Below are 25,570 nucleotides of genomic sequence, written 5' to 3'. Positions count from 1 at the left end.
CTGCGGGGGCTCAGTCCAGCAATCGTTCCGGGTTGGCGTCCAGCTTGGCCAGGGCATCGCGCGTGGCGCGCAGCGTGAGTCCTTCCTCGTCCTGGGCCACCAGCAAGCCAGCCTGCAGGTACGCCGCCAGGCGGCGCAACTGGATCAGGTAACTGCTGCCATCCACCGCAGCAAACAAGTGCAACTGCTTGCGCTGGCTTTGCCAGGCGTACTGCACCTGGGCCGATGCGCCGTTGTGGTCCAGCGTATACCAGGTGCCAGGCTGCAGATCCTGCGCCCAGGCCACCATGGCATCGTCCACCGGAGCACCGTTGTCAGCAATCACGTGGATGGACGAGGCGTCGATGCCGAGCATCATCTCGATGTTGTCCGCATTGAGCGGCATGTCACCCAGTGTGGCATCACTGATGAAGTCTTCGAGGTTGGCCAGGCGTTTGGCCATGGCATCGATGTGCGCCTGGGGAATGGACGCCGTCTTGGACAAAAAGGCGTCGGCCAGGGTGTCTGTCAACACTTTGACCTGCGCATCCTGGGCCGCGCCGTTCACGCCCAGCAGGGTCAGCCCTTGGCGCAGACGTTGCAGCAGCGCGGGCAGGTTCTGGATGACCTGGGCCCGGTCGCTGCGATTGGGTTTGGCGCTGGCGGCCCAGACGAGGTCTGCTGCCGTGCGCTTGAAGGCCACCGTGTCGGCATGTTGAGGGCCATCACGCACGGCCGACAGCGCCAGCACCTCGGCCCAGGTCTTGAACAGGAACTCGCGGATCTCGTCGCGCACCGGCATGTCGCGCAACATGGTGCGCAGCTCGATGGTGTACTGGATCGCCAGCGTTTCCCGTTGCTCGACCTGCTGGGCGACGCTCACCAGGCGCGAGGTGACCTGCTTTTCAGTGAGGAACTTGGCCAAAAATTTCTCGAACTCGTCATAGACGAGCTGGAAGACGCGGCGTCCGGTCTCGGGGTACTGCTCGATCACCTGCACCACACGGCGAATCTCGGCTTCCAACGCGCTGCCATTGATGCTGGTCGCGTCAAAACCGAGTACGCAGGCACCCATGCGGTCGATCAGCTTGCGGGCGGGATGGTCGAGATTGCTGAAAAATTCGGGCTCAGCCAAGGCCACACGCAGCACCGGCACCTGCAGCCGGGCAAACCACACCCGCACGGCGGGCGGTATCCGGTCCTCTGCGAGGATGCTCTGGAACATCAACGCCACCACCTCGATGATGGCCTTCTCGCCCGAGGTGGTCGCTTTCTTCTTGAGTTCGGTGGAGCGCTCCCGCACGGCGCCCACCAACTGGACCACGGCTGCAGGGCTGTAGTCCTCCATCAGCGTGGCCACGCCACTGTAGTAGGTGTCCGCATGCACGCGGTGCGCCGTGAGCGCATGTGCCAGCGCGGCCGAAGCGGGGGGCGCATTCACCATGTCAAAGCCGGTGGCGGGCTGCGTGAGTAGCCGTCGCAACTGCCCCATCACACCCTGCGCACGCTGGCGTGCCCGGGCCAGGGGCGTCATGCCCGTGGCAAAGGCCGTGGGCATTCCGTGTGGTGGCCGGGGGTAGCCGCCATGTCCGGGGGGCGGCATCTGCGTGCCCGGTGGCCCCATCGGCCGAGCCCCAGCGGGCATGCCGGGAGGCTGCTGCACTCCTCCGCGCGCGGCCATCATGGCCTGGCGGGTCTGCGCCAGGGCCTGCGAAGCCAGGCCCCCGGAACCCGAATCGCCCCCGCCACTGCCCGTGGCGGTGCCACCCTGCGTGCGGCGCACCTTGGATTTGAGATCGACCTGCGGCGTGATGCCCTGCTCTACGTAGAACACGTTGACCGCCTGGTAGTGCTTCTGGAGCAGGTTGGCCAGCTCGCGCTGCAGGGGATCCACCACGGTTTGCAGGTCCGTGCGGGGTAGCCCTGCCTCCACCCATTGTTCCACCAGCAACAGGCATACCGTGTCGGGTCGCAGGATGTCGCTACTGTCCAGCTCCTGCCCCTCCAGCGACTGGGTGCGCTGGCGCAAGGTGTCGAACTGATGGCTGACCTGCTCGTTCACCGTCAACGCCATGCGCGAGGCGAGGATCTTGTTCTCGACCACATCGTCGCTGAGCAGCTCGAACTGACTGAGCCCACCACCAGCCGCCAGCTGGCCACGTGTAGAGCTGACGTGGGGAGCCAGCGCCTCCTGCCAGGCCTTGCCGGCGCGCTCCGTCCATGCGGAATGTTTTTGCTGGTACAGAAGCCACGCATCCCGGCGCGACTGCATCTCGCGGGCTGTGCCCGTCTGGTTCATCAACGCGGTGAGGAAGTCCTGGACGGTCTTGTCCAGATCCACCAACCCTCCACAGATCCCCTCTACAAACCGCTGGCGCGCCTGGCGGGCCAGGCGGCGTTGCGGAACAGAAGGGGGCGTGGTGTGCATGAACAGATATTAGCGGGTCAGACGGTAGCTCCGGCATGGGGATCGTTGGGATCCCCCTCCTTTTTGGCGGGCTTGACGAGGTCCTCGCGCTTGACGCCCAGCCACATGGCAATAGCCGCCGCCACGAACACCGAGGAATAGATACCGAACAGGATACCGATGGTCAGCGCCAATGCAAAGTAGTGCAAGCTCGGGCCGCCAAAGAAGAACATCGACAGCACCATCGCCTCGGTGGAGGCGTGGGTGATGATGGTTCGACTCATCGTGCTGGTGATGGCGTGGTCGATCACCTCGTGCGTGGTCATCTTGCGGTACTTGCGGAAGGCCTCGCGGATCCGGTCGAAGATCACGACCGATTCATTCACCGAGTAACCCAGCACGGCGAGCACGCCGGCGAGCACCGACAGCGAGAACTCCCACTGGAAGAACGCAAAGAAGCCCAGGATGATCACCACGTCATGCAGGTTGGCAATGATTGCGGCGACGCCGAATTTCCACTCAAAGCGGAAGGCCAGGTAGATCACGATGCCCACGACCACCATGGCCAGCGCCATCAGGCCACCGTGCACCAGTTCCTCGCCCACCTGCGGACCTACAAATTCGGTGCGACGCAAGGTCACTGCGGGGTCTGCAGCCTTCAAGGCGCCCAGCACCTGCTCGCTCTGCTGTGCGGACGTCACGCCCTTTTGCACGGGCAGGCGGATCATCACGTCACGCGAGGTGCCGAAATTCTGCACCTGCACGTCGGGGTAGCCCAGTGCGGCCACGGTGTCGCGGACCTTGGCCAGTTCGGCGGGCTGGCTGTAGGCCACTTCCATCACGGTGCCGCCCGTGAACTCCACCGACAGGTGCAGCCCACGCGTAAGCAGGAAGAAGACCGCCAGAGCGAAAGTGATGAAGGAGATCGCGTTGAAGACCAACGCGTGCTTCATGAAAGGGATGTCTTTGCGGATACGGAAGAATTCCATGGTCTTCCTCCTTTAGTTCGTCTTGGCCACAGCACTATCGGACTCAGGCTTCCACACCTGACCGATGGCCACGCTCTTGAGCTTCTTCTTGCGGCCGTACCACAGGTTCACCAGACCCCGCGAGAAGAACACGGCCGAGAACATGCTGGTCAGGATGCCGATGCAGTGCACCACAGCAAAGCCACGCACCGGGCCGGAGCCAAACGCCAGCAGCGCCAAGCCCGCGATCAAGGTGGTCACGTTCGAGTCCAGGATGGTGGCCCAGGCACGCTCATACCCCGCGTGGATGGCCGCCTGGGGCGACACACCCTCGCGCAGCTCTTCGCGGATGCGCTCGTTGATCAGCACGTTGGAGTCAATCGCCACCCCCAGCGCCAGCGCCATGGCAGCAATGCCGGGCAGCGTGAGCGTGGCCTGTAGCATGGACAAGATGGCCAGCAGCAGCAGCACGTTCACCGCCAGCGAGACGGTGGAGAAAATGCCGAACAGTGCGTAGTAGATGCACATGAACACCGCAATGGCCACCATGCCCCACACCACGCTGTGGATACCGCGCTCGATGTTGTCGGCGCCCAGGCTGGGGCCGATGGTGTATTCCTCGATGATTTCCATGGGCGCGGCCAGCGAGCCAGCGCGCAGCAGCAGGGCGGTGTCGTTGGCCTCGGCCGTGGTCATGCGGCCCGAGATCTGCACGCGGCCGCCACCGATTTCGGAACGGATGACAGGGGCCGTGACGACCTCGCCCTTGCCCTTTTCGAACAGCACGATGGCCATGCGCTTGCCCACGTTCTCGCGCGTGATGTCCTTGAAGATGCGGGAGCCCTTGGCGTCCAGCGTGAGGTTGACAGTGGGTTCCTGTGTCTGGCCGTCAAAGCCAGGCTGCGCATCGGTCAGGTTTTCGCCGGTCAGGATGACCTGCTTCTTGACGATGACGGGCTGGCCGTTGCGTTCCAGGTAGCGCTCGGAGCCGAACGGCACGGGGCCGCGGCCTGTCTCTGCCGAACGGGCTTCGGTGCCCTCGTCCACCATGCGCACTTCCAGCGTGGCAGTGCGGCCCAGGATGTCCTTGGCCTTGGCGGTGTCCTGCACGCCGGGCAGCTGCACCACGATGCGGTCCAGACCCTGCTGCTGGATCACGGGCTCGGCCACGCCCAGCTCGTTGATCCGGTTGTGCAGCGTGACCATGTTCTGCTTGAGCGCCTGCTCCTGCACGCGGCGTGTGGCTTCGGGCTTGATCGAAGCGCGCAGCTTGAACTCAGTGCCTTCTGGCGTGGTGGTGACCTGGAGATCGGCGAACTGGTCGGCGATCAGGTTGCGCGCGGCCGTGGCCGTGGCTTCATCGCGCACCTTGATGTCGATGGACTGGCCGTCGCGGCTGATGCCGCCATGGCGGATGTTCTTGTCGCGCAGTGCCGTGCGGATGTCACCCGCATAGGACTCGGACTTCTTGGTCAGCGCCGCCTGCATGTCCACCTGCAGCATGAAGTGCACGCCACCGCGCAGGTCCAGCCCCAGGTACATCGGATTGGCGTGCAGGGCCTTGAGCCACAGCGGCGAACGCGACACGAGGTTGAGGGCCACGATGTAGGAAGGGTCGTTGGCGTCAGGCACCAGCGCCTTCTGGATGGCGTCCTTGGCCTTGAGCTGGGTGTCGGGCGTGTCGAAACGCGCGCGCACCGAGTTGCCCTCCAGCGCCACAAAGTCAGGTGTCACACCGGCGGACTTGAGGGCTTCTTCCACCCGCTGCTGCACGGCGGTATCCACCTTGATGGTGGCCTTGGCCGACGACACCTGCACAGCAGGCGCCTCGCCAAAGAAATTGGGCAGGGTGTACAAGGCCCCCACCAGCAGCACGATCACCAGGATCGCGTACTTCCAGACCGGATAACGGTTCATGATCGCGCTCTCACCTCAGTTGTGCAGGCGCCCTACGCGCCAGCGCCCCCTGACCCCGCGCCCGGACGGGCCGGGGCGCGCAGCGCCTCAGGGGGATGTTCATGGATTACTTGACGGAGCCCTTGGGCAGCACCTGCACCACAGCGCTGCGCTGCATTTGCACTTCCACGCCACTGGCGATCTCGATGTGCAGAAACCCTTCGGACAGGCGCGTCACCTTGCCCACGATGCCACCGGCGGTAGCCACTTCATCGCCCTTGGCGATGGCGTCGATCATGGCGCGGTGTTCTTTCTGGCGCTTCATCTGGGGGCGGATCATGACGAAGTACAGCACCACAAACATGAGCACCAGGGGCAGCATGCCGGTCAGAGAGGACATGATGTCACCGCCGCCAGCGGCTGCGGCAGGTGCGGTTTGGGCGAAAGCGGAAGAAATAAACACGGACTGGACTCCACAACGGATGGTCAAAATTCACACAACCCGCCCACACCAAGCGCCAAAGCGCCTGCGGGGGCAGAACAGGGCATTGTATGCGGCGCCTTGAGCGCCGCCCAAGGGGGAAGACCCAAGCGCGCAGCGGGTGTTTGCCACCTGCGGGCCCCACAAGGGCCCGCCAGCGGAAATACAGGCCAAAAACGGGTGATGCGCTAGGGATTCATGCCTCAATAGCTACACTATTAATAGCAAAAGCCCGCACAGAGGCGGGCTTTTGTGGGAGACACTGACGGCAGAAGGACCTATCAGGCGACCTGACGCTGGACCGGGGCGCCCGTGCGCCACTGGGCCATCAGGCCGTCCCACTTGGGACGCGCCGCCTTCAGGTGCCGTTCCTTCACGTGGCCGTAACCACGGATCTCTTCGGGAATGCGGGCAATTTCCACCGCCAAGGCCAGGTTGTCAGCGTTCAAGCGGGCCAGCAGCTCGTCGACGCAGGCGCGGTATTCGACGATCAGTGCACGCTCCATGCGGCGCTCCTCGGTCTTGCCGAAGATGTCCAGTACCGTGCCGCGCAGGCCTTTCATCTTGGCCAGCAGGCCGAAGGCGCTGCGCATCCAAGGGCCAAACGGCTGCTTCACCAGCTCGCCCTTGTCGTTCTTCTTGGCGGTCAGGGGCGGTGCCAGGTGGTGCACCAGCTTGTAATCGCCTTCGAACATGTTCGCGATCTTGTCCGTGAAGGCCTTGTCGGTGTGCAGGCGCGCCACTTCGTACTCGTCCTTGTAGGCCATGAGCTTGAACAGGTAGCGGGCCACTGCCTCAGACAGGCGGGTGCCGCTGCCCAGTTTTGCTTCCGCCGCCTTCACTTTCTCGACGAAGGCCTGGTACTCGGAAGCGTAAGCGGCGTTCTGATAACCCGTCAGGAACTCCACGCGCTTGGCCACCATCTCGGCCAGCGACGGCTTCTTGACGAACTGGATCACCTGCGCGGCCTGGAACAGCGCCTGCACCGACGCCAGATCGTGCGCGCAGCGGCGGCCCCATTCAAACGCCGCCTTGTTGTTGTCCACCTGCACGCCGTTGAGTTCCATGGCGCGCATCAGCGATGCCAACGTCAGCGGCACGCGGCCCTTTTGCCAGGCGTAGCCCAGCATCAGCGGGTTGGTGTAGATGCTGTCGCCCAGCAGCTGGGTGGCCACCTGCTCGGCGTCAAAGCTGCCCACACCTGCCGCGCCTACGGCGGTGGCAATGGCGGCGTCGCAGTTGCCCCCAGGGAACTGCCAGTCCGGGTTGTTCACAAACGCCGCCGTGGGCGTGCTGTGGGTGTTGAGCGCCACAAAGGTGCGGCCGGGCTGCATGACAGCCAGGGTGTACTTGTGCGCGGCCACGATGGAGTCGCAACCGATCACCAGGTCGGCCTTGGCGGTATCAACCTTGGTGGTGTAGATGGCGTCGGGGCGATTGGCAATCTGGATGTGGCTCCAGGTAGCGCCGCCCTTTTGCGCCAGGCCGCCGGCGTCCTGGGTGATCACGCCCTTGCCATCGAGGTGCGCGGCCATGCCCAGCAGCGAGCCGATGGTGATCACGCCCGTGCCGCCCACACCGCCCACCACAATGCCCCAGGCGCTTTCAGCCACGGGTAGCACGGGCTCAGGAATGGAGGGCAGCGCCGACAGGTCGCCCTTCTTCTCCTTCTTGGGCTTCTTGAGCTGGCCACCTTCCACCGTGACGAAGCTCGGGCAGAAGCCGTTGACGCAGGAGTAGTCCTTGTTGCACGTGCTCTGGTTGATGCGGCGCTTGCGGCCGAACTCGGTCTCCACGGGCTCCACGCTCAGGCAGTTCGACTTCGTCGAGCAGTCGCCGCAGCCCTCGCACACCAGGTCGTTGATGACCACGGTCTTGTCAGGGGTGGCCAGCTTGCCGCGCTTGCGACGGCGGCGCTTTTCGGTGGCGCAGGTCTGGTCGTAAATGATGGCCGTGCAGCCCTTGATCTCGCGGAACTGGCGCTGGATGGTATCCAGATCGTCGCGGTGGTGCACCGTCACGCCATCGGCCAGGGCCACACCGTCGTATTTGTGCGGCTCGTCGGTCACGATCACGAGCTTGGCCACACCTTCGGCCTTGAGGCTGTTCATGATCTGCAGCACCGAGTGGCCCTCAGGCCGCTCGCCCACCTGCTGGCCGCCGGTCATGGCCACGGCGTCGTTGTAGAGCACCTTGTAGGTGATGTTCACACCCGCCGCAATGCTCTGGCGAATGGCCAGCAGGCCGCTGTGGAAGTAGGTGCCGTCGCCCAGGTTGGCGAAGATGTGCGCGTCCGTGGTGAAGGGCTGCTGGCCCACCCAGGTCACGCCCTCGCCGCCCATTTGCGTGAAGGTGCTGGTGCGGCGGTCGGGCATCCAGTTGACCATGTAGTGGCAGCCAATGCCGGCGACGGCGCGGGAGCCTTCGGGCACGCGGGTGCTGGTGTTGTGCGGGCAGCCGCTGCAGAACCACGGAGCGCGTTCGCCCGTGTCCACCTTCAACTCCGTCATGGCGCGTTCGCTGGCCTCGATGATGGCAAGGCGTGCCTCCATGCGGGCCACGATGTCAGAGGGCACACCCAGCTTCTTGAGGCGCTTGGCAATTGCCTTGGCGATGATGGCGGGCGTGAGGTCGGCCTTGGCGCGCAGCAGCCAGTTCTGGCTGGGGTTGGGCATGCTCCATTCGCCGCCCGTGGCGTCGCCTTCGGGCTCGTCGAACTTGCCCAGCACGTTGGGACGCACATCGGGGCGCCAGTTGTACAGCTCCTCCTTGAGCTGGTATTCGATGACCTGGCGCTTTTCCTCCACCACCAGAATCTCTTGCAGGCCCTGGGCAAAGTCACGCGTGATGGTGGCTTCGAGCGGCCACACCACGTTGACCTTGTGTACGCGGATGCCCAGGCTGCGGCAGGTGTCGTCGTCCAGCCCCAGATCCACCAAGGCCTGGCGCGTGTCGTTATAGGCCTTGCCGCTGGCGATGATGCCGAAGCGGTCTTGTTTGCCTTCGATGACGTTGTAGTTGAGCTTGTTGGCGCGGATGTACGCCAGCGCCGCGTACCACTTGTAGTCCATGAGGCGCGCCTCCTGCTCCAGGGGCGCATCAGGCCAGCGGATGTGCAGGCCGCCGGGAGGCATCACGAAGTCCTCGGGCATCACGATCTTCACGCGGTCCGGGTCGATGTTGATGCTGCTGGACGACTCCACCACCTCCTGGATGGTCTTCATGCCCGACCACACACCCGAGAAGCGGCTCATGGCAAAGGCGTGCAGGCCCATGTCCAGAATCTCTTGCACGCTGCTCGGGAAGAACACCGGCGTGCCGCAGGCCTTGAAGATGTGGTCGCTCTGGTGCGCGGCCGTGCTGCTCTTGCTGATGTGGTCGTCGCCCGCAATCGCGATCACGCCGCCATGCTTGGCGGTGCCCGCCATATTGGCGTGCTTGAACACGTCCGAGCAGCGGTCCACGCCCGGGCCCTTGCCGTACCAGATGCCGAAGACGCCATCGAACTTTTTGCTTTGCGGGTACAGGTCGAGTTGCTGCGTGCCCCACACGGCCGTGGCGCCCAGTTCTTCGTTCACACCGGGCTGAAAGACGATGTTGTTGGCCGCCAGGTGCTTCTTGGCGGCCCACAGCGCCTGGTCGTACGTGCCCAGGGGCGAGCCCCGGTAGCCACTGATGAAGCCCGCCGTATTGAGCCCCGCCGCCGCATCGCGCTGGCGCTGCAGCATGGGCAGGCGCACGAGGGCCTGCACGCCGCTCATGAAGGCACGGCCCTCGCCCAAGGTGTATTTGTCATCCAGAGTGACCGTCTCTAGCGCTTTGCGGATGGACTCGGGCAGGGGGGCGTTCATGGCTATGTCTCCAATGGCTTTTGTGATGTCCGCGCCTTGTGGGCACGCTGGGGCAGCACCTGCGGCCCGTTTAGGGCCACGGCACTAATGTGCAGGTAAGTGTATGTCTGCGCCGCTGATATGTCTTTGCGTTCTGTGCCGCGTTTAGGCTATTCTGAGAAAGGATCTTTCTCTTTTCGGCCACTTTGTGAACACTCTCGACAAATTCGATATCGCCATCCTCAACGAGCTGCAGGCTGACGCCCGACTGACAAATGCCGAGCTGGCCCAGCGGGTGGGCCTGTCGGCCGCACCCTGCTGGCGCCGCGTGCGGGCGCTGGAGGAGCAAGGCTTCATCAAGGGCTACCGCGCAGAAATCGACCGGCACAAGATCGGCCTCGGGGTACTGGCCTTCGTGCGGCTGGATGCGGACCGCAGCACGGGCAACCTCACGCGCAAGATGGAGGAAGCCATCCGACAGATTCCGGAAGTGGTGTCGTGCCACTACATCAGCGGCACCGGCACCTTCGAGCTGCAGGTGGTGGCACGGGATCTGGACAGCTTCTCGCAGTTTGCGCGCGACGTGCTGCTGAACCTGCCCAACGTGAAAGACATGCACACCAGCTTCTCGCTGGGTGAGGTGAAGGCCAGCGGGGCGCTGCCGCTGACACACCTCACACGCACACGGGCTTGAAGGCGCGCCGCCCTGGCTCTGCCAGCTCCAAAAGGCAGGGCAGATTGGGGCCACGCCTCATTTCATGAGCGCCTCAGCGCGGCCACAGCGCCCAAAGGCGCAAGTTCTGCTTGAGCCGGCCCGCGATGTCACCCGCCTCTGGCCCCCAACCCGTGAAATAGTCCGCACGCACTGCACCGAGGATGGCGCTGCCCGTGTCCTGTGCGAGCACCAGGCGGTTGAGCTGCACCTGCGGGCCGGACGAAGCCAGCCACACGGGGGTGCCGTAGGGAATGCTCTGCCGGTCCACTGCAATCGATCGGCCCGGCGTCAGGGGCACGCCCTGCGCACCACGCGGGCCAAACCCGGCGTCCAGCGGGCTCAAAGGCTCTTCGCGGAAGAACACATAGCGAGGGTTGCTCCACAGCAGCTCATTGGTGCGCTGGGGGTTCGCGGCCACCCAGGCGCGGATGCCCGGCCAGGTCGCATCGCGCGTCAGGCCCTGGTCCAGCAGCCAGCGGCCCACGCTCTGGTAGGGCTGGTCATTGGTGCCTGCGTAGGCCACCCGCACCAGCGAGACCGAGCCATCGGGCTCGGTGATGCGCAGACGGCCCGACCCCTGGATGTGCAGCACCATGGACTCGATGGGATCACGCAGCCACGCAATGGCCCGGCCCGCGAGCGCGGCCTGGGCCTCCGGCAGGGTGTCAATCTGCTGGCGGGTGTACCAGGGCTTGCGCGCCCCGAGGCTGGCGGGTACCCGATAGATAGGCACTGTGAAACCATTGCCGGGCTGACGCGCCGCGTCCATCATGGGTTCGTAGTAGGCCGTCAGCAAACCATCGGCGTTGCCGTCAGTCGCCTCGACGCGGTAGGGCTGCAAGCGTGCGATGAGCCAGGCGCGCTGCTCATCGGCCGTGGCAATGCTCAGCTGCCGGACCTCGCTGCACAGCGCAGTGAAGGGCGGCTGGGGCCGCTCGCAGCTCTTGATCCACGCGTTCCAGGCTTCGTGCAGCGCGTCTTCGGTAAAGCCCGGCAGCTCGGCCCAGCGCACGGGAATCCAGCGGCTTTTGGGCTGCACCATGGGCGATGGCAGCGGGCCGGTGTCGCCCGGCAGCACCACCGCACTGGGCGGCAGCGGCGCAGGAGTGCCCCCAGGGCGTGCGGGGACTGGGGCAGGGGGCGTGGAGCAGGCGGCCAGCGTTCCTACAATCAGCGCGGTCAACGCAACGCGCAGGAGTGTCAATTTCATGGGGCTGATTTTGCTTGAAGCGCTGCTGGCGCTGGTGGTACTGGTGGCTATCGTGTGGTGGACCATGTTCTCGGGCCGCAAGGGAGGAGAACTGAAGTCCCCACCGCCCGCCGACAGCGACAAGCATCCGCCATCGCCTTGAACGGACAGTGAGTTGCGCCCCAGGGACGGCCCTGTCCTACAACCGATGGGCCAGCACGCCGATGGCACAGCTTCATCGCGGGCCCCACGATGGTGTGAGCTGGGTGATGCCACTGCACGGGACGCGATAACGCTCCGACAGCGCGGCGGGTGCAAGGCCCGCCCACCCAGCGCCACCGCTTTTCAAGGAGCACACACATGCGCACACACATTCAAATTCTCGGCGCTGCCGCCGCCATCGTTCTGGTCACCGGATGCGCCAGCATGGATGACACCCAGCGCCGTACAGCCACCGGAGCTGGCATTGGGGCGCTGGCAGGCGCGGTCATCGGCTCCGCGACCGGCGGCAGCGCCGGGACCGGCGCCGTGGTGGGGGCCGGTGTCGGGGCACTGGGCACCTACATCTGGTCGCAAAACATGGAGCGCCAAAAGCGCGAGATGGAACAAGCCACCCAGGGCACCGGTATCGCCGTGACCCAGACGGCTGACAACCAGCTCAAGCTCAATATCCCCAGCGACATCTCGTTTGCCGTGGGCCGCTCGGACATCCAGCCCAACTTCGCGCCGGTCCTGGACCAGTTTGCCGCAGGCCTGCGCAACAACCCGAACACTGACGTACGCATCGTGGGGCACACCGACAGCACAGGCAGCGATGCCACCAACAACCCCCTGTCGATGGACCGCGCCGCAAGCACCCGCAGCTACCTGACAGCGCGCGGTGTGGATGGCCGCCGCATCGTGATCGAAGGCATGGGCGAGCGTTACCCCATCGCTACCAACGACACCGCCGAGGGCCGTGCGCGCAACCGGCGGGTCGAGATTTTTGTGGGCGAACGACCACGGGGCTGATCGCCCGGACTGCGAACTCCCCGCCAGAAGGTGGGCTCAGTTACCCGTGCGCAGCAGGTTGGCCAACTCCACTGCGGACTTGACCTGCATCTTGTCGAACACCCGTGAGCGGTGAACCTCGACCGTGCGCACGCTGATGTCGAGCTGGTCTGCGATGAGCTTGTTGGGAAGACCGGCCACCACCAGGTCCATCACATCACGCTCCCGCTCGGTCAGTTCGCTCAGCCGCACCTGCAAGTCACTGCGTTCGCGCACCTGGGCCAGCCGCTCGGCCGATTGGGCGAGTGCCTGCTCAATGCGGTCCACCAGCGCGTTGTCGGAAAACGGCTTCTCGCAAAAATCAAAGGCCCCCCGCTTGACGGTGTCCACGGCGGTGGGCACGTCCGCATGGCCAGTGAGAAAGATCACCGGCATGGTGGCCAGGTCGCCACGCGCGGCCAACACGTCAAACAGTGCCAGCCCGCTCATGCCAGGCATGCGCACATCCAGTAGCAGGCAACAGGGCTGGCGTTGGGGTGGCCGCTTTTGCAGCATCGCATTGAAGGCTTCGGCCGAATCAAAGGACTCGCTGGGCAGCCTGCGCGAGCGCAGCAGCCAGGCCAGCGCCTCGCGCACGCTGGCGTCATCGTCCACGATGTACACGGTGGCGTTGGTGATGGGCTCCATAGATCAGTTCAGTTGTCCATTGCAATGTCAGTCACGCGCAGACGATGAAAGCACCAAAGCCCCATCGCTGGCAGCCGTAACGTGCCTCAGGGGGTGGTTCCATTGTTCACAGGCAGCGTGAAGGTAAATACCGTACCACGGGGCTCATTCGGCGCAAATCCGAGAAAACCGCCGTGTTGTTCGATGACGGTGCGGCACATGCTCAACCCCAAGCCCATGCCCTCCGGGCGGGTGGTGAAAAACGGGGTGAACAGTTTTTCTGCGACCTCGGGGGGAATCCCGGTTCCCACATCGGTCACAGCAAATTCAATCCAGCCGTTATGCGGATTGGAGGCAGCACGCCGCACCCGGATATCCAGCACGCGATTGCGCACGCCGGGATCATCCATCGCCTGCATGGCATTGCGCGCAAGGTTCAGCAATACCTGCTCCACCATCGTACGGTCACACAGCGCGGGCGCCAGGCCCTGCTCCACCGATGTGTTGACGCGCACACCCAGTTTGCGGGCCTGCAGGCTCACCAGCGGCAGGATGGCATCGAGCAATTGCTGCGCATGCACTGCCTCACGGGCTTGGTCGCGGCGCCGGACGAAGTCGTGAACACTTTTGATCACTCGGCCCGCTCGCTCGGCCTGGCGGGCAATCTGGCGCATAGCCATGCGCACATCCTCCAGCGCGTCGGGCTCGGGTCCAGACGCACTGGCGGGAGTGGCATGTTCCAGCAGGTTGATGGAACCATTGGCGTAGCTGGAGATGGCGGCCAGCGGCTGGTTGAGTTCATGGCTGAGCAACGAAGCCATCTCGCCCACCGTGGCCAGCCGCGCAGTGGCCTGCAGCCGCTCCTGCGAGGCGCGGGACAGCTCCTCGACCCGGCGCTGTTCGCTGATGTCCAGAAACGCGCTCATCCAGCCGGTGTGCTGGCCTTGGGCATTGATGAGCGGGGCCTCGATGATCAGCACGGGAAACCGCGTGCCGTCCTTGCGCATGAACTCGGACTCAAACCCCTCGCGCGGCGGCATGGTGCCGGCAAAACGGATGGCCTGGCGCTGGCGGTATTCCTCCACACGCTCGGGGGGCCAATAGGGTGCCGACATGCTCAGGCCCAGCAGCTCCTGCGGGCTGAAGCCCACCATCTCGCAGAAGGCCGGGTTGACGTAGGTGATGCGCCCCTCCAGGTCGCGCGCGCGAAGCCCGGTCACCAGCGAGTCCTCCATCGCCTTGCGAAAGGCCAGCGCATCGGCCAGGTCACGCTCGGCGCGCAGGCGGCGGCGGTTGTCGCGCACCAGCACCACCATCACCGTCACCAGCGCAATCGACATGGCCGTGACCAGGGCCGTCAACACATTGGGGAACAGGCTGGGTGCACTGTGCCAGCTGTCCATGCGCAGCACCAATGTACTGCCTGGCAAGTCCAGCAGGTGCTGCGCCGAGAACATGCGCGACCCCCGTCGCGCGGCACCCAGCACCGCCAGCCGGGTGCCGTCGGCCTCTGTGAAGGAGGCTTCCTGGCTGCGCGTGAGGTTGTGCCCCACCAGATTGGACAGGATGTCCTGCAGCGCATACGTCGCGACCAGATACCCCATGGTGCGTCCGCTGGCAGACAACGGAACACACAGCTCCATCATCTCCGAGCCCAGGCCGTCACCATGGGGCTGAAAGTAGCTGCTGGAATACGCTGGCCCCCCCAGGCGACGCGCGTTGGCACAGGCGATAGTGAGGTCCGACTGGCCACTGTCGCGCAGCCGCATGTCCCAGGCCACCGGGCGGTAGGGTGACTGCACGTGGGTGCGCATGCGCAGATTCGCATCGCGCAGCTCAATGCGCACGAGCTCGCGCCGGTTACGCAGCAGGTCAGACGCCTCGACCTCCCAGGCCAGATGGCTCGGGTTGTCGCTGGGGAGTGCCTGCAGGCTTTGCAGGTTGTGCGTCAGCGCGGTGCGGATGTCCGAGACTGCATCGGCGGTGTCCCGCTCCAGGCGGGTCTGCACCTGGCTGGCTTCATAGCGCCCGGCAAGCCATACCATGGTGGCAAGCATGGACACCACGAGCAGTACCAGCGCCGTCCATAACGACCAGCGACGCCAGGCTCCGCGCCAGCGCTGCAGCAGGGTGCGTTTGACGGGCGTTGGCTTCACAGCACGCGGTGGGTCAATGCGGGCAGCTGAGCGCGCACGGCACTCAGGCGCTGCGCGTCCAGCTCGCCGGCTACCACGCCAGCGCCTTGATCGCGCTGCGCGATGATGCTGCCCCAGGGGTCCACCAGCATGCTGTGGCCCCAGGTATGGCGGCCGTTGGCGTGCACACCGCCTTGGGCAGGGGCGAGTACATAGGCCAGGTTTTCCACCGCGCGGGCACGCAGCAACACTTCCCAGTGCGCCTGACCCGTGGTGTGCGTGAAGGCGCTGGGCACCAGCAGCAGGTCCGCACCTGCGCGGGCATGCGCGCGGTACAACTCCGGAAAGCGCAGGTCGTAACAAACGGACAACCCCACCCGCCAGCGCTGGCCGCTGCGCGCTTGCAGATCAAACTGCACCGGGGTGTCACCGGCGTCGATGACACGGCCTTCGTCGTACTGTTCAGCGCCGTTGCTGAAGCGAAAGAGATGGATCTTGTCGTAGCGCGCCACACAGGCACCCGTCGGGTCGAAGACCAGCGTCGTGTTGCGCACCCGGTCCGGCGTACCCGTGGCCATCGGGAGCGTGCCGCCCACGATCCACATCTCAAGCGCGCGCGCGGTATCGGCCAGAAACTGCTGGATCACTCCGGAACCAGCGGTCTCGCGCAAGGCGAGCTTGTCAGTGTCCTTGTGCCCCATCAGGCAAAAATACTCCGGCAGCACCGCCAGTTCGGCGCCGCCCTGCGCAGCCTGTTCCAGCAGCTGGCGCGCAACGCGCAAGTTATCGTCCAGCGCGATGCCAGACACCATCTGGATGGCGGCGACTTTCATGAAGGTTCTCCAGTCTTGGGGGGTGGGTTGGCCCGGGGCGTCGCCTCGGTGGCAGGGCTCGATTCGCGCCCGCGGCGGGCCACGCGCACCACACGCGGGTCGGCCCAGGTGCCATCGATGCGGAATTCCTGCGTGGCAGCCTCGATGAGCGGACCGCGCAAAAACACCTGTGCCAAAAAGCTGCCCAGGCCAATCACCGGGTTGATGGCCGTGGCCACAAGCGACGCCGTCATGGCGTTGATCTCTGGCACCACCACCACACGCAGGTCCTGCGTCTCCTGGTCGATGTTGGCGCTGCCTTCCATCAGTACGGCCGCATTGACGCCCTTCATCTGCAGGTTGTTGGTGGTGGCCACACCGCGCTCGATGCGTACATCACCGCGCACAAAATCAAACGCAAAACCTTCACTGAACACATCGCGAAAATCCAGTGTCAAGCGGCGCGGCAATGATTGCAGGCTGAGCACGCCCAGCAGCTTGGCCAGACCAGGATCAGCCTTCAGAAACTGGCCGGATTCGACATTCAGGTTGATCTGCCCGGTCATGCTGCGGTAATCGGGGCTGAAGGGAGCGCCAATCCAGCCCACCTGCCCTTCCATGCGGCCCTTGCCGCGCCGCACCACGTTGGCCATGCCCAGGCGGGCCAGCAGATCGCCCGAGTCGCGGATATCGAGCTTGAAGCTGAGCACGGTGCGCCGCTCGGCCGAACGGGGGCCTGCAGAGGCTGCATTGAGCACCGCCCAGTTGCCGTTGGCAGTGAAAGCTGCTTCGGGCGCCGTGATATTGAACTTGGACAGGCGCCACTCGCGCTGCACCCCCTCGCCGCCCCGGTTCTGGGCCTCCATCTCCACCCGTCCCAGCCGCTTGCCACGCAGCTCGAAATCCTCCACGACGATGTCCAGCGCAGGCAGGTTGCCTGGTTGCTCGTTGAGCAGTTCTTCGACCTGGGTCACGTCGCTTTGCGGCATGTTCACACGCGACAGCCGGGCAAACAAACGGCCGCTGCTGAAGTCGGGCGATCCGGGCTGGCGGTACTCCAGGTAGCCATTGAGTTCGGTGGCATCGAGGTTGGCACGCCAGGTGGAGCCGTCGCGCAGCGCGCCTGCCACCACGTTGTGCAGCGTGCGGCCTTGCAACGTGAGTTCGCGCGCACGCAGCGCCAAGGTGGTGGGCAGATAGTCCTGTGCCACGGCCTGCCCGGCAGGCGTGGTCGCCACTGCGGCACCCCGGGGGGCGGGCTCGGCGGCAGTGGCCCGGGTGAGTACCTCGTCCCAGGCGTCCACATCCAGCTTGCCCTGGTTGATGTTGGCAGCCACGCCTTGCGCAGGCATCGGGGCGGACTCGCCGTTGCTCAGGCCCACACCGATAGCGCCGCGCAGCACGCGCGGCTGGGGGCCGCTCAGGTCGCGCAGGTAGGTGGCGGAGCCAAGTGATCCCAGGTCCAACACGATCTGGTCCCGCAACGGGGGGGCACTGCTCCCGTTGCCGTTGCTGCTCGCCAAGCCCACCAGTGATTCGCGCGCCACCTGGTTGTCAAAGCGCAGGGGCAGGCTGCTGTCCGCCGTCTTGCCCAGCGGGGGCGGCAAGGCCAAGGCCAGGCCCTGCAGGCTGGTGTTGACCTGCAGCTCGGGCACCCCCCGGCGAAACGACAGGGCCAGCGTGTACGGTGCGCTGCCGGTGGCACGCCGCGCCAGTTGCGACAACATGCCCAGCTGCGGGGTTTGCTGCAGGCCTTCGGCCGTGGCGGTGCCCTGCGCACGGATCTGCACCGCCGACTCGGTGGCCGGGGCATTGGCTGCCAGCGCACGCATGCCGCCTTCCAGCCGCACGGGGCCGCCCAGCGCCTGGGCCTGCACATTGGACAGTGAAAAACCGGTCTCGCTGAACTGCACGGCGCCCCGAACGCGGGTGAGCGCCGGGGTGTCGGGGGTGATGCGCAGCTCATTGCCAGCCAACGTGACGCTGCCCTGCACCTTGGATTTGTTGATGTCGCTGATGGGCAGGCTCAGTCGCAACTGGAAGTCGGCATTGCCCGTGCCGCTGGCCTGCTCCAGCGCATTGCCCGTCATACGGCCCAGCGGTGATGTGGTCATGAGCGTCAGCAGCTCTGCCAGCGGGCCGCGTGCATCGGCGCTCACGCCCACCACGGTGTGCGCCAGGTCTGGAATGCGGGCATCGACCTTGGACAGCCGCAGGCCCTTGCTGCCTGCAAAGCCGCCGCTGGCACCGCGCACCTGCATGGACGAACGCTCAAAAATCAGCTCACCGCCGAGGTCAGTCAACGCAGGCCAGGGCAGGGTGCCCGCAGGCTGCAGCGCGGTAGGAACGTAGGCATAGGTCACGTCCTTGACGCGCGCAGCAATGCGGAACTCGCCCTGCTTGGGATCGTTGAAGGGCAGGTCATGCAGATCGCCCTTGACGCGGAACTGCACATTGCTGGCGCTGCCGGCGACCACCGCGTCGCGCACATAGTGACGCGAATCGGCAGGAATGGACAAGGGCAGGTAGCGGTGCACCCGGGTGCCGTCGGCGCGGTGCAGCGTGCCCGTGAGGTCCAGCACCCCCGGAAAGCGCGACCGGTGGGGCGCCTTGGATGCGTCGCTGGTGTGCCAGGTGGCACGGGCATCGCCCTGCGCATCGGCGTTGGCGAACTGCACATCATTGGCCTGCACGGCAATACGGCTGCCGTCCAGCTGCCAGCGCACGTCGGCACTGAGCCGGTCCAGCGGCAGGACGGGTTCCTCGAACACCCCTGGCAGCACCAACGCACCTGACGCCATGGTCAGTGCCGCCTTGCCCCCTGCCTGGTTCATGTCGATGTCCACGTTGGCGCCACGCAGACCCAGGTGGGCGGGGGCCGAGCCATCCGTGGCACCCGCCAGTGCCAGCCCCTGGATACGCCCTTTGACCTGGTACTGCTGCAACGCATCCAGAGGCCCCTTCCAGGTGGCCTGGATCTCGTCCACCAGTCCTTGGGGCGTGTAGGTGCGCAAGGCGTCGTGGGCGACCGTCCCCAGCGGCAGGCGGCTGGCCACCTGCGCCAGGGCTGCCAGGTCCAGCCGGTCAGCCCGCAACTCGCCTTGCGCCGGGGCCTTGCCGTTGACATCGGTGTGCACCAGCCGCAAGTTGCCACCGGGCCAGGTCAGGCCATCATCGGTCTGGAACTGCAGCGCCTGCGTCGAGAACTCAAAGCCGCCGGTGAGCCTCCGCCCCCCCAGCCGGCCCTGGATGGAAGGAAGAACCAGCGGGCGCAGATCGGCGGCCAGCGTGGTGTTCACATCGGCCAGCGCCAGGTCGGCCGTGCCCCCCACCACCTGGCCGCTGCGCACATCGGCCCAGGCCCGCAACGCGCCCCGGCCCTGCGCCACCTCGATGCCCACATCGGCGTGGTGCCGCAGATGCGACACATCGACCCGCGTGAAGTGCGCAAAAACCTGACCGTTCCAGTGCTTCCAGTTGCCATCGCGGGCGCGCAGCAGCGGCGCGCGAAACAAACCCACCAGGCTGAAACGGTCCCCCCATTCCGGCGGCGGCGTGGCATCCACCCGGAGGTTGTGGCGCCAGTTGCCGTTGCGCAAAACCAGATCCACCTTTTCCAGCGCCAGCTCGGGAGCGCCGCGCTGCTCATCGGTCCAGCGCACCGTGCCGTCCTTGATGTAGACCTCGCCCTGCGAGAACAACCAGTCGGCCGCCGCGCTGCTGTCGCCCTGGTTCTGGGCAAACTCCAACCCCGCCACATAGATGCGTCCGTCACTCGCCCGGCGCACATCCAGGTCCGGGCCTTCGATGTAAAGCTGCTCGAACCCCCACTGCAGCAGCGAACGGGGTGACAGCGCCACCACCACCCGGGGCAGGCGCAACGCAGTGCGGCCCGAGGCATCCAGCAGCGCGACATCAGACAGCTCGATGGACGGGATCAGCCCCTCGGTGCGGGCCACGATGGCGCCGATCTGCACGGGAACCCCCAATACCCGTGCGGCCTGCGCCTGCAACTGTGGGCGGAAATCACCGATTCGCGGCACAATCCAGCCATGAAGAGCCCCCCATGCGATGGTCAGCAACAGCCAGAAGGCGAGCAACAAGCCCAGCGACCACCGTGCAAAACCTGCGACTATTTTCAGCAGGCGTGAGGGGTGCGAGGTGGGATCGATCATGGTGAGATGGAAAGTGGCAGGAATTATGACCCGCAGCCCTGGCGTGGGTTCACTCGTGACCCGAGTGCCCAGTGAGCTTTTGTATGCCGTCGGGCCCGCAGACCAGCACCCCGCTTCCCGTCCAACATCCGGCTGTGGCTGCCATGCATCCTTCTCTGTCTGACCCCCGCTGCCATCAACCCCTGCCCGAGGGACCTCTGGCCGAGCATTCCCGCTTCTACCAGCGCCTGCACCGCCGCTACGCCAACGACCTGCCGCTGCTGCCACCCGGTGTTCCGGTGCTTGCGACCATGGAGCAGGCCTACGACGCTCTGTGCGCGCGTGGCTGCGACACCGGGACCGCGCTGCGGGTGCTGCGCCAGCTGGTCATGGAACGACTGATCCAACTGGACTGCGAAGCGCAGACACCGCTGGCCGACATCACCCGGGCTGTGACCGAACTGGCCGAGCTGGCCCTGGACCGCGCCTGCCAGCAGGCGCGCCGCGAGCTGGACGAACGCCATGGTGCCCCGCGCGGCCCACAGGGCCAGCCCGTGCAGCTGTGGATCATCGGCATGGGCAAACTGGGCGCCCGCGAGCTCAATGTCTCGAGCGACATCGACCTCATCTATGTGTATGAGCACGATGGCGAAACCGCCGGCATGCCCGATGGCCGGGGCCGCATCTCCAACCACGAATACTTTGCGCGCGCCGTCAAGGCCATCTACAGCCTGGTGGGCGACACCACCGAGCATGGCTTTGTCTTCCGGGTGGACCTGGCCCTGCGGCCCAACGGCAACTCGGGCCCCGCATCGGTGTCCCTGGCCGCGCTGGAGGAATACCTGCAGGTGCAGGGCCGCGAATGGGAGCGTTTTGCCTGGCTCAAAAGCCGCGTGGTGGCCCCCCGCGAGTGCATCGGCCGCCCCGAGGTGCAGGCCCTGCGCGGCGTGGTGCTGCCGTTTGTGTTTCGCCGTTACCTGGACTACAGCGTGTTCGATGCGCTGCGCTCGCTGCACAGCCAGATCCGGGACCATGCGTCCAAACGCAGCGCCGGGCACCCCGAGCGTGCCAACGACGTCAAGCTCTCGCGCGGCGGCATCCGCGAGATCGAATTCACCGTGCAGCTGCTGCAGGTGGTGCGCGGCGGGCAGTTCCCCGAGCTGCGCCGCCGCCCCACGCTCGATGCGCTGCAGCGCCTGGCCCATGCGGGCCTGATGCCGCAGGAAACCGCCGACGCGCTGGCCCGAGCCTATGTGTTCCTGCGACGGGTGGAGCACCGCATCCAGTACCTGGACGACCAGCAGACCCACGTGCTGCCCACACGCGACGATGACCTGGCCTGGATCGCCAGCACCCTGGGCTACAAGGACTGCTGCGCCTTCCTGCACGAGCTGGACGCACACCGCGAGCTGGTGGCCCAGGAGTTCGACACCCTGCTGGGTGGCAACGGCAAAAAACAATGCAGTGGCGGTGGCTGTGGTGGCCCCCGGGCGGCGGCACCGCCGCCTCCAGAGCTGGAAGGCCTGCTGGAGCAACTGCCACCGGGCTTTCGCGAGCGTGTGGCCGAGTGGCGCAACCACCCACGCGTGGCCGGACTCCGTGACGAGGCGCGGGCCCGCCTGTTCCGCCTGGTGCAGCGCACGGCCCAGTGGCTCAAGGAAGGACGCGTCACCGAAGAGGCCACCGTGCGCCTGGCCAACTGGCTGGAGCCGCTGCTGCGGCGCGAAAGCTATCTGGCGCTGCTGCTGGAGCGGCCCTCGGTGCACGAGCAGCTGCTGCACCTGCTTGGCGCAGCCAAGTGGCCCGCGCGTTACCTGCTGCAGCACCCCGGTGTGATCGACGAACTGGTGGGCGATGCACTGTTGTCCGAACGTTTTGTGGTGGCCGACTTTGAACGCGAGCTGGGCATGCGCCTGGCGTCGCTGCGCTCTACCGGCGAGGACGACGACGAAACCCTGCTCAACCTGCTGCGCCGTGCGCAACATGCCGAAACCTTCCGCACCCTGGCGCGCGATGTGGAGCGCCGCATCACCGTCGAGCAGGTGGCCGACGACCTGAGCGCGCTGGCCGACAGCGTGCTGCGCATCACCAGCCAGTGGTGCTGGAGCCGCCTCAAGAACCGCCACCGCGACGAGCCCCAGTTCGCCATCATTGGCTACGGCAAGTTGGGCGGCAAGGAGCTGGGCTACGGCAGCGACCTGGACATCGTCTTTGTATTTGATGACGACGACGAACGCGCCCCCGAGGTGTATGCGGCCTTTGTGCGCAAGCTCATCAACTGGCTCACCGTCAAGACCGGCGAGGGCGACCTGTATGAGATCGACACGGCCCTGCGGCCCAACGGCAACTCGGGCCTGCTGGTGACGAGCTTCGAGGCCTACGCCAACTACCAGCAGCAACGCGGCAGCAACACCGCCTGGACCTGGGAACACCAGGCCATGACACGTGCGCGGTTCGTGATGGGCAGCGAGGCCTTGCGCGAGCGCTTTGACGCTGTGCGCGAGGCCGTCATCACCTCTGCCCGCGACCCGCTGGCGTTGAGGGGCGAGATCGTGACCATGCGCGAGCGGGTGCGCTCAGCCCACCCCACGCCCGCCGGTCGCTTCGACGTGAAGCACAGCCCGGGCGGCATGGTAGACGCCGAATTTGCCGTGCAGTACCTAGTGCTCTCGCAGTCTGCCGCCCACCCCGAATTGCGGGGCAACCTGGGCAACATTGCACTGCTGCAGCGGGCCGAGCAAGTGGGCCTGCTGCCCCCAGGCGTGGGCCACGCAGCCGCCGACGCCTACCGCGAACTGCGCCGTGTACAGCACGTGGCGCGGCTGGACGAGGCGCCCACCCAGGTCACACCACCCGCACTGCAGGCCGAACGCGATGCCGTGCTGGCGCTGTGGTCGGCGGTCTTCGGCTCCGCCGCCCCATCTGCCTGATCGGCCGGGCGCACTCCGCAAGGGATGGCCGACTTCTGGAGGGGTCGCCTTCCCCCTCCCCACCATATATTGGGACGGTGCAAAACCTCCATCCCATCTGCCCGTCCCTCGCTGCAACCAACAGGTCATCCCTGGCAGAAACACGGCCGAAACACCCACGATATTTTTTGAAACAAAAATTTAATCAATCGTTTGATTAAATAGTGCTGTAATCCGGCTCCATGCCAGATTCAGCCCCCAAGCCCCCCCGGCCTTCCATGCCCCCCCCACCGCCCACGGAAGGCGCACAGGCCCGCGCGCGGCTGCTACACGCCGCCTTGCGCCTCTTTGCCGAAAACGGCTTTGCCAAGGCGTCCATCCGCGACATTGCCCAGGCGGCGGGTGTCAACCCGGCCTCCATCAGCTACTACTTTGGCGACAAGAACGGGCTGTACCGCGCAGCGTTCACCGAGCCCATGGGCAGCCCCATCGCCGTGGATGCCTGGCCGGACACCTTGCCTGCGTTCATCGAGCTGCTGATCCAGAGCTTCATGCAGCCCCTGCACGAAGGCGACCTGGTCGAGCTGTGCATGCGCCTGCACTTTCGCGAAATGCTGGACCCCACCGGGCTGTGGCAGCAGGAGCTGGAGTGCGAGATCAAGCCTGCCCACGCCGCGCTCGTCGGCCTGCTGTGCAAGGAGTTCGGCCTGAAAACTGCCGATGACGATGTGCACCGCCTGGCCATGGCCATCACCGCCCTGGCGCTGCAGTACTACGTGGGCCGCGACGTGGTGCAGGCCGTGCGCCCCGGACTCACCGCCACGCCACGGGGGCTGGCCGCCACCACATCCCGGCTGGTGGACTTTGCCCAGTTCATGGTGGACGGGGAACGCCAGCGCCGCGCTGCGGCCCGCGCGGCCGCCCCCGCCAAAAAAACCTCCTCTCCCCGTACCCCAGAGTGACTTGCACATGCGACTGATCTCACACAAACCCTTGTGGCTGGCGCTGGTCCTGCCACTGGTGGCCTGCTCCACCACCGCACCACCTGCGCAGGTATCGGCACCCGCACCTGCGGCCTGGAACGCACCCTTGCCGCACCAGGGCTCCCTCACGGGCATGGCCCGCTGGTGGACCCAGCTGCAAGACCCGCTGCTGGTCGAGCTGATCGACGCCGCCCAGGCCGTGAGCCCGGGCATCGCGCAGGCCCAGTCGCGCATTGCGCAGGCCCGCGCCACGCAGGTGGGCAGCCGGGCGGCGTTGCTGCCTTCGCTCGACGCACAGGCCAGCGCCAGCCGGGGCTTCAATGACCAGCTGGCGCGCGTGGCGACCACCTCGCAGGCGGGGCTGCAGGCAAGCTGGGAGCTGGACCTGTTTGGCGCCAACCGCACCGCCAAAACCGCTGCCGATGAGCGGCTGGCCGGCGCGCAGGCCCTGTGGCACGAGGCGCGCGTGAGCGTGGCAGCCGAGGTGGCACAGCAGACCAGCAGCATCCGCACCTGCCTGGCCCAGCAACAGGTGGCCGAGCGCGATGCGCAGTCCCGTAGCGAAACGTCCCGCCTGTCCCAGCTCAGCGAACGTGCGGGCTTTACTGCGCCCGCCACGGCCGCACTGGCACGCGCCAGCGCCGCCGAGGCCCAGGCCCGTGCCTCGCAGCAACGCATGCAATGCGATGTGGAGGTCAAGGCCCTGGTGGCGCTCACCGGCTGGGAAGAGCCCACGCTGCGCACCCGGCTGGCCCAGCCGGTGGCTGCGGCCCCGGACGCGTTATTCACCGTGGACGCACTGCCCGCCCAGGTGCTGACCCAGCGCCCCGATGTGTACAACGCCGAGCGCGAAGTGGCTGCGGCTAGCGCGGACGTCGCCAGCGCCCAGGCCCAGCGCTACCCGCGGCTGACCCTCAGCGGCAGCGTGGGCGCAGCCCAGGTGCGCACGGGGGGCGTGACCACCGACCTGAGCACCTGGACCATCGGCCCGCTGGCGCTCAGCGTGCCGATCTTTGACGGGGGCCGCCGCGCCGCGCAGACCGATGCGGCGCAGGCCCGCTACGACGAGGCCGCGTCGCAGTACCGCGCCAAGGTGCGCCAGGCCGTGAGCGAGGTCGAGCAAGCCCTGGTGCGCCTGCAAAGCACGGCCGAGCGCAGCGCCAGCGCGCGCACTGCCGCCGAGGGCTACCGCGCATCGTTCGACGCGACCGAGGCGCGCTGGCGTGGTGGCCTGGCCAGTCTGGTGGAGCTGGAAGATGCCCGGCGCACAGCACTGGCCGCCGAGAACGCGCTGGTCGCGCTGCAGCACGAACGCCAGACCGCCTGGATTGCGCTGTACCGCGCCGCCGGTGGTGGATGGAAGCTATGAGACACCCCCTTGAGGCGCTTTGCGCCTCGGTGCGTCCGCCGGAGGCGGCCGCTCTTCACCGCCGTCCAAGCCTGCGCAAGCAGGCTC

The 25,570-nt window shown here is 66.2% G+C and carries 16 protein-coding genes; 6 read left to right on the top strand and 10 right to left on the bottom strand.

Annotated features, from left to right (window positions below; genetic code table 11):
- Window positions 1-10: 10 nt before the first annotated feature.
- The 5 genes from ACTJKQ_RS09900 to ACTJKQ_RS09880 form a co-directional block, all read right to left on the bottom strand.
- Complete coding sequence (locus tag ACTJKQ_RS09900; RefSeq protein ID WP_440596720.1) at window positions 11-2,407, bottom strand: DUF1631 domain-containing protein; 2,397 nt, start codon at window positions 2,405-2,407, stop codon at window positions 11-13.
- A gap of 17 nt (window positions 2,408-2,424) precedes the next feature.
- The gene (gene secF / locus ACTJKQ_RS09895; RefSeq protein ID WP_056742880.1) at window positions 2,425-3,375 is read right to left on the bottom strand and encodes a protein translocase subunit SecF; all 951 of its coding nucleotides are present in this window, start codon (window positions 3,373-3,375) and stop codon (window positions 2,425-2,427) included.
- 12 nt (window positions 3,376-3,387) lie between these two features.
- Window positions 3,388-5,271: a protein translocase subunit SecD gene (gene secD / locus ACTJKQ_RS09890; protein WP_440596719.1), complete on the bottom strand. Its 1,884-nt coding sequence runs from the start codon at window positions 5,269-5,271 to the stop codon at window positions 3,388-3,390.
- Window positions 5,272-5,377: 106 nt separating this feature from the next.
- Window positions 5,378-5,713, bottom strand: coding sequence for a preprotein translocase subunit YajC (gene yajC, locus ACTJKQ_RS09885; protein WP_015016243.1), 336 nt, complete (start codon window positions 5,711-5,713; stop codon window positions 5,378-5,380).
- 299 nt (window positions 5,714-6,012) lie between these two features.
- A complete protein-coding gene (locus tag ACTJKQ_RS09880) occupies window positions 6,013-9,582 on the bottom strand; it encodes an indolepyruvate ferredoxin oxidoreductase family protein (RefSeq protein WP_440596718.1) in 3,570 nt (1,189 codons plus the stop codon).
- A gap of 187 nt (window positions 9,583-9,769) precedes the next feature.
- Here ACTJKQ_RS09880 and ACTJKQ_RS09875 point away from each other — a divergent pair, with 187 nt between their 5' ends.
- The gene (locus tag ACTJKQ_RS09875; RefSeq protein WP_056067858.1) at window positions 9,770-10,255 is read left to right on the top strand and encodes an Lrp/AsnC family transcriptional regulator; all 486 of its coding nucleotides are present in this window, start codon (window positions 9,770-9,772) and stop codon (window positions 10,253-10,255) included.
- 73 nt (window positions 10,256-10,328) lie between these two features.
- On the opposite strand, the gene mltA is transcribed toward ACTJKQ_RS09875, so the two are convergent.
- The gene (gene mltA, locus ACTJKQ_RS09870) at window positions 10,329-11,552 is read right to left on the bottom strand and encodes a murein transglycosylase A (protein ID WP_440596717.1); all 1,224 of its coding nucleotides are present in this window, start codon (window positions 11,550-11,552) and stop codon (window positions 10,329-10,331) included.
- Here mltA and ACTJKQ_RS09865 point away from each other — a divergent pair.
- Complete coding sequence (locus tag ACTJKQ_RS09865; protein ID WP_192419165.1) at window positions 11,485-11,628, top strand: hypothetical protein; 144 nt, start codon at window positions 11,485-11,487, stop codon at window positions 11,626-11,628. The two genes, mltA and ACTJKQ_RS09865, sit on opposite strands and share 68 nt — an antisense overlap.
- Window positions 11,629-11,825: 197 nt before the next feature.
- Complete coding sequence (locus tag ACTJKQ_RS09860) at window positions 11,826-12,476, top strand: OmpA family protein (RefSeq protein ID WP_056067856.1); 651 nt, start codon at window positions 11,826-11,828, stop codon at window positions 12,474-12,476.
- 36 nt (window positions 12,477-12,512) lie between these two features.
- On the opposite strand, the gene ACTJKQ_RS09855 is transcribed toward ACTJKQ_RS09860, so the two are convergent.
- From ACTJKQ_RS09855 to ACTJKQ_RS09840, 4 genes are all read right to left on the bottom strand, one after another.
- On the bottom strand, window positions 12,513-13,142 hold the full coding sequence (locus ACTJKQ_RS09855) for a response regulator transcription factor (RefSeq protein WP_440596716.1): 630 nt from the start codon (window positions 13,140-13,142) through the stop codon (window positions 12,513-12,515).
- Between the two features lie 86 nt (window positions 13,143-13,228).
- A complete protein-coding gene (locus tag ACTJKQ_RS09850) occupies window positions 13,229-15,277 on the bottom strand; it encodes a two-component system sensor histidine kinase NtrB (protein WP_440596715.1) in 2,049 nt (682 codons plus the stop codon).
- Entirely contained in the window at window positions 15,274-16,089 is an 816-nt protein-coding gene (locus ACTJKQ_RS09845; RefSeq protein WP_192419166.1) for a carbon-nitrogen hydrolase family protein, read from the bottom strand. The genes ACTJKQ_RS09850 and ACTJKQ_RS09845 overlap by 4 nt, the downstream gene beginning before the upstream one ends.
- The gene (locus tag ACTJKQ_RS09840) at window positions 16,086-20,243 is read right to left on the bottom strand and encodes a YhdP family protein (RefSeq protein ID WP_440596714.1); all 4,158 of its coding nucleotides are present in this window, start codon (window positions 20,241-20,243) and stop codon (window positions 16,086-16,088) included. Before ACTJKQ_RS09840 ends, ACTJKQ_RS09845 begins: the two co-directional genes overlap by 4 nt.
- A 143-nt stretch (window positions 20,244-20,386) precedes the next feature.
- On the opposite strand from ACTJKQ_RS09840, the gene glnE reads away from it, so the two are divergent.
- The 3 genes from glnE (at window position 20,387) to ACTJKQ_RS09825 (ending at window position 25,483) form a co-directional block, all read left to right on the top strand.
- On the top strand, window positions 20,387-23,152 hold the full coding sequence (gene glnE, locus ACTJKQ_RS09835; protein ID WP_146870591.1) for a bifunctional [glutamate--ammonia ligase]-adenylyl-L-tyrosine phosphorylase/[glutamate--ammonia-ligase] adenylyltransferase: 2,766 nt from the start codon (window positions 20,387-20,389) through the stop codon (window positions 23,150-23,152).
- 257 nt (window positions 23,153-23,409) lie between these two features.
- Window positions 23,410-24,093 carry a CerR family C-terminal domain-containing protein gene (locus ACTJKQ_RS09830; protein ID WP_056067849.1) on the top strand — a complete coding sequence of 228 codons (684 nt, stop codon included), beginning with the start codon at window positions 23,410-23,412 and terminating at the stop codon, window positions 24,091-24,093.
- Between the two features lie 7 nt (window positions 24,094-24,100).
- Window positions 24,101-25,483 carry an efflux transporter outer membrane subunit gene (locus tag ACTJKQ_RS09825; RefSeq protein WP_440596713.1) on the top strand — a complete coding sequence of 461 codons (1,383 nt, stop codon included), beginning with the start codon at window positions 24,101-24,103 and terminating at the stop codon, window positions 25,481-25,483.
- Window positions 25,484-25,570: the final 87 nt, after the last annotated feature.

It is taken from the genome of Acidovorax sp. 22279 (assembly GCF_052045435.1).
GTDB lineage: Bacteria > Pseudomonadota > Gammaproteobacteria > Burkholderiales > Burkholderiaceae_C > Acidovorax > Acidovorax delafieldii.
The sequence above is the reverse complement of the archived record's forward strand: the minus strand, read 5'-3'. Positions and strand labels throughout refer to the sequence as shown.

Excerpts from the sequence above, each read along its gene's own strand:
- ACTJKQ_RS09840 (WP_440596714.1), bottom strand. The coding sequence starts at position 20,243 with ATGATCGATCCCACCTCGCACCCCTCACGCCTGCTGAAAATAGTCGCA.
- ACTJKQ_RS09900 (WP_440596720.1), bottom strand. The coding sequence starts at position 2,407 with ATGCACACCACGCCCCCTTCTGTTCCGCAACGCCGCCTGGCCCGCCAG.
- ACTJKQ_RS09825 (WP_440596713.1), top strand. The coding sequence starts at position 24,101 with ATGCGACTGATCTCACACAAACCCTTGTGGCTGGCGCTGGTCCTGCCA.
- mltA (WP_440596717.1), bottom strand. The coding sequence starts at position 11,552 with ATGGTCCACCACACGATAGCCACCAGTACCACCAGCGCCAGCAGCGCT.
- ACTJKQ_RS09880 (WP_440596718.1), bottom strand. The coding sequence starts at position 9,582 with ATGAACGCCCCCCTGCCCGAGTCCATCCGCAAAGCGCTAGAGACGGTC.
- secD (WP_440596719.1), bottom strand. The coding sequence starts at position 5,271 with ATGAACCGTTATCCGGTCTGGAAGTACGCGATCCTGGTGATCGTGCTG.
- secF (WP_056742880.1), bottom strand. The coding sequence starts at position 3,375 with ATGGAATTCTTCCGTATCCGCAAAGACATCCCTTTCATGAAGCACGCG.
- ACTJKQ_RS09860 (WP_056067856.1), top strand. The coding sequence starts at position 11,826 with ATGCGCACACACATTCAAATTCTCGGCGCTGCCGCCGCCATCGTTCTG.
- glnE (WP_146870591.1), top strand. The coding sequence starts at position 20,387 with ATGCATCCTTCTCTGTCTGACCCCCGCTGCCATCAACCCCTGCCCGAG.
- ACTJKQ_RS09855 (WP_440596716.1), bottom strand. The coding sequence starts at position 13,142 with ATGGAGCCCATCACCAACGCCACCGTGTACATCGTGGACGATGACGCC.
- ACTJKQ_RS09865 (WP_192419165.1), top strand. The coding sequence starts at position 11,485 with ATGGGGCTGATTTTGCTTGAAGCGCTGCTGGCGCTGGTGGTACTGGTG.
- ACTJKQ_RS09845 (WP_192419166.1), bottom strand. The coding sequence starts at position 16,089 with ATGAAAGTCGCCGCCATCCAGATGGTGTCTGGCATCGCGCTGGACGAT.
- ACTJKQ_RS09830 (WP_056067849.1), top strand. The coding sequence starts at position 23,410 with ATGCCCCCCCCACCGCCCACGGAAGGCGCACAGGCCCGCGCGCGGCTG.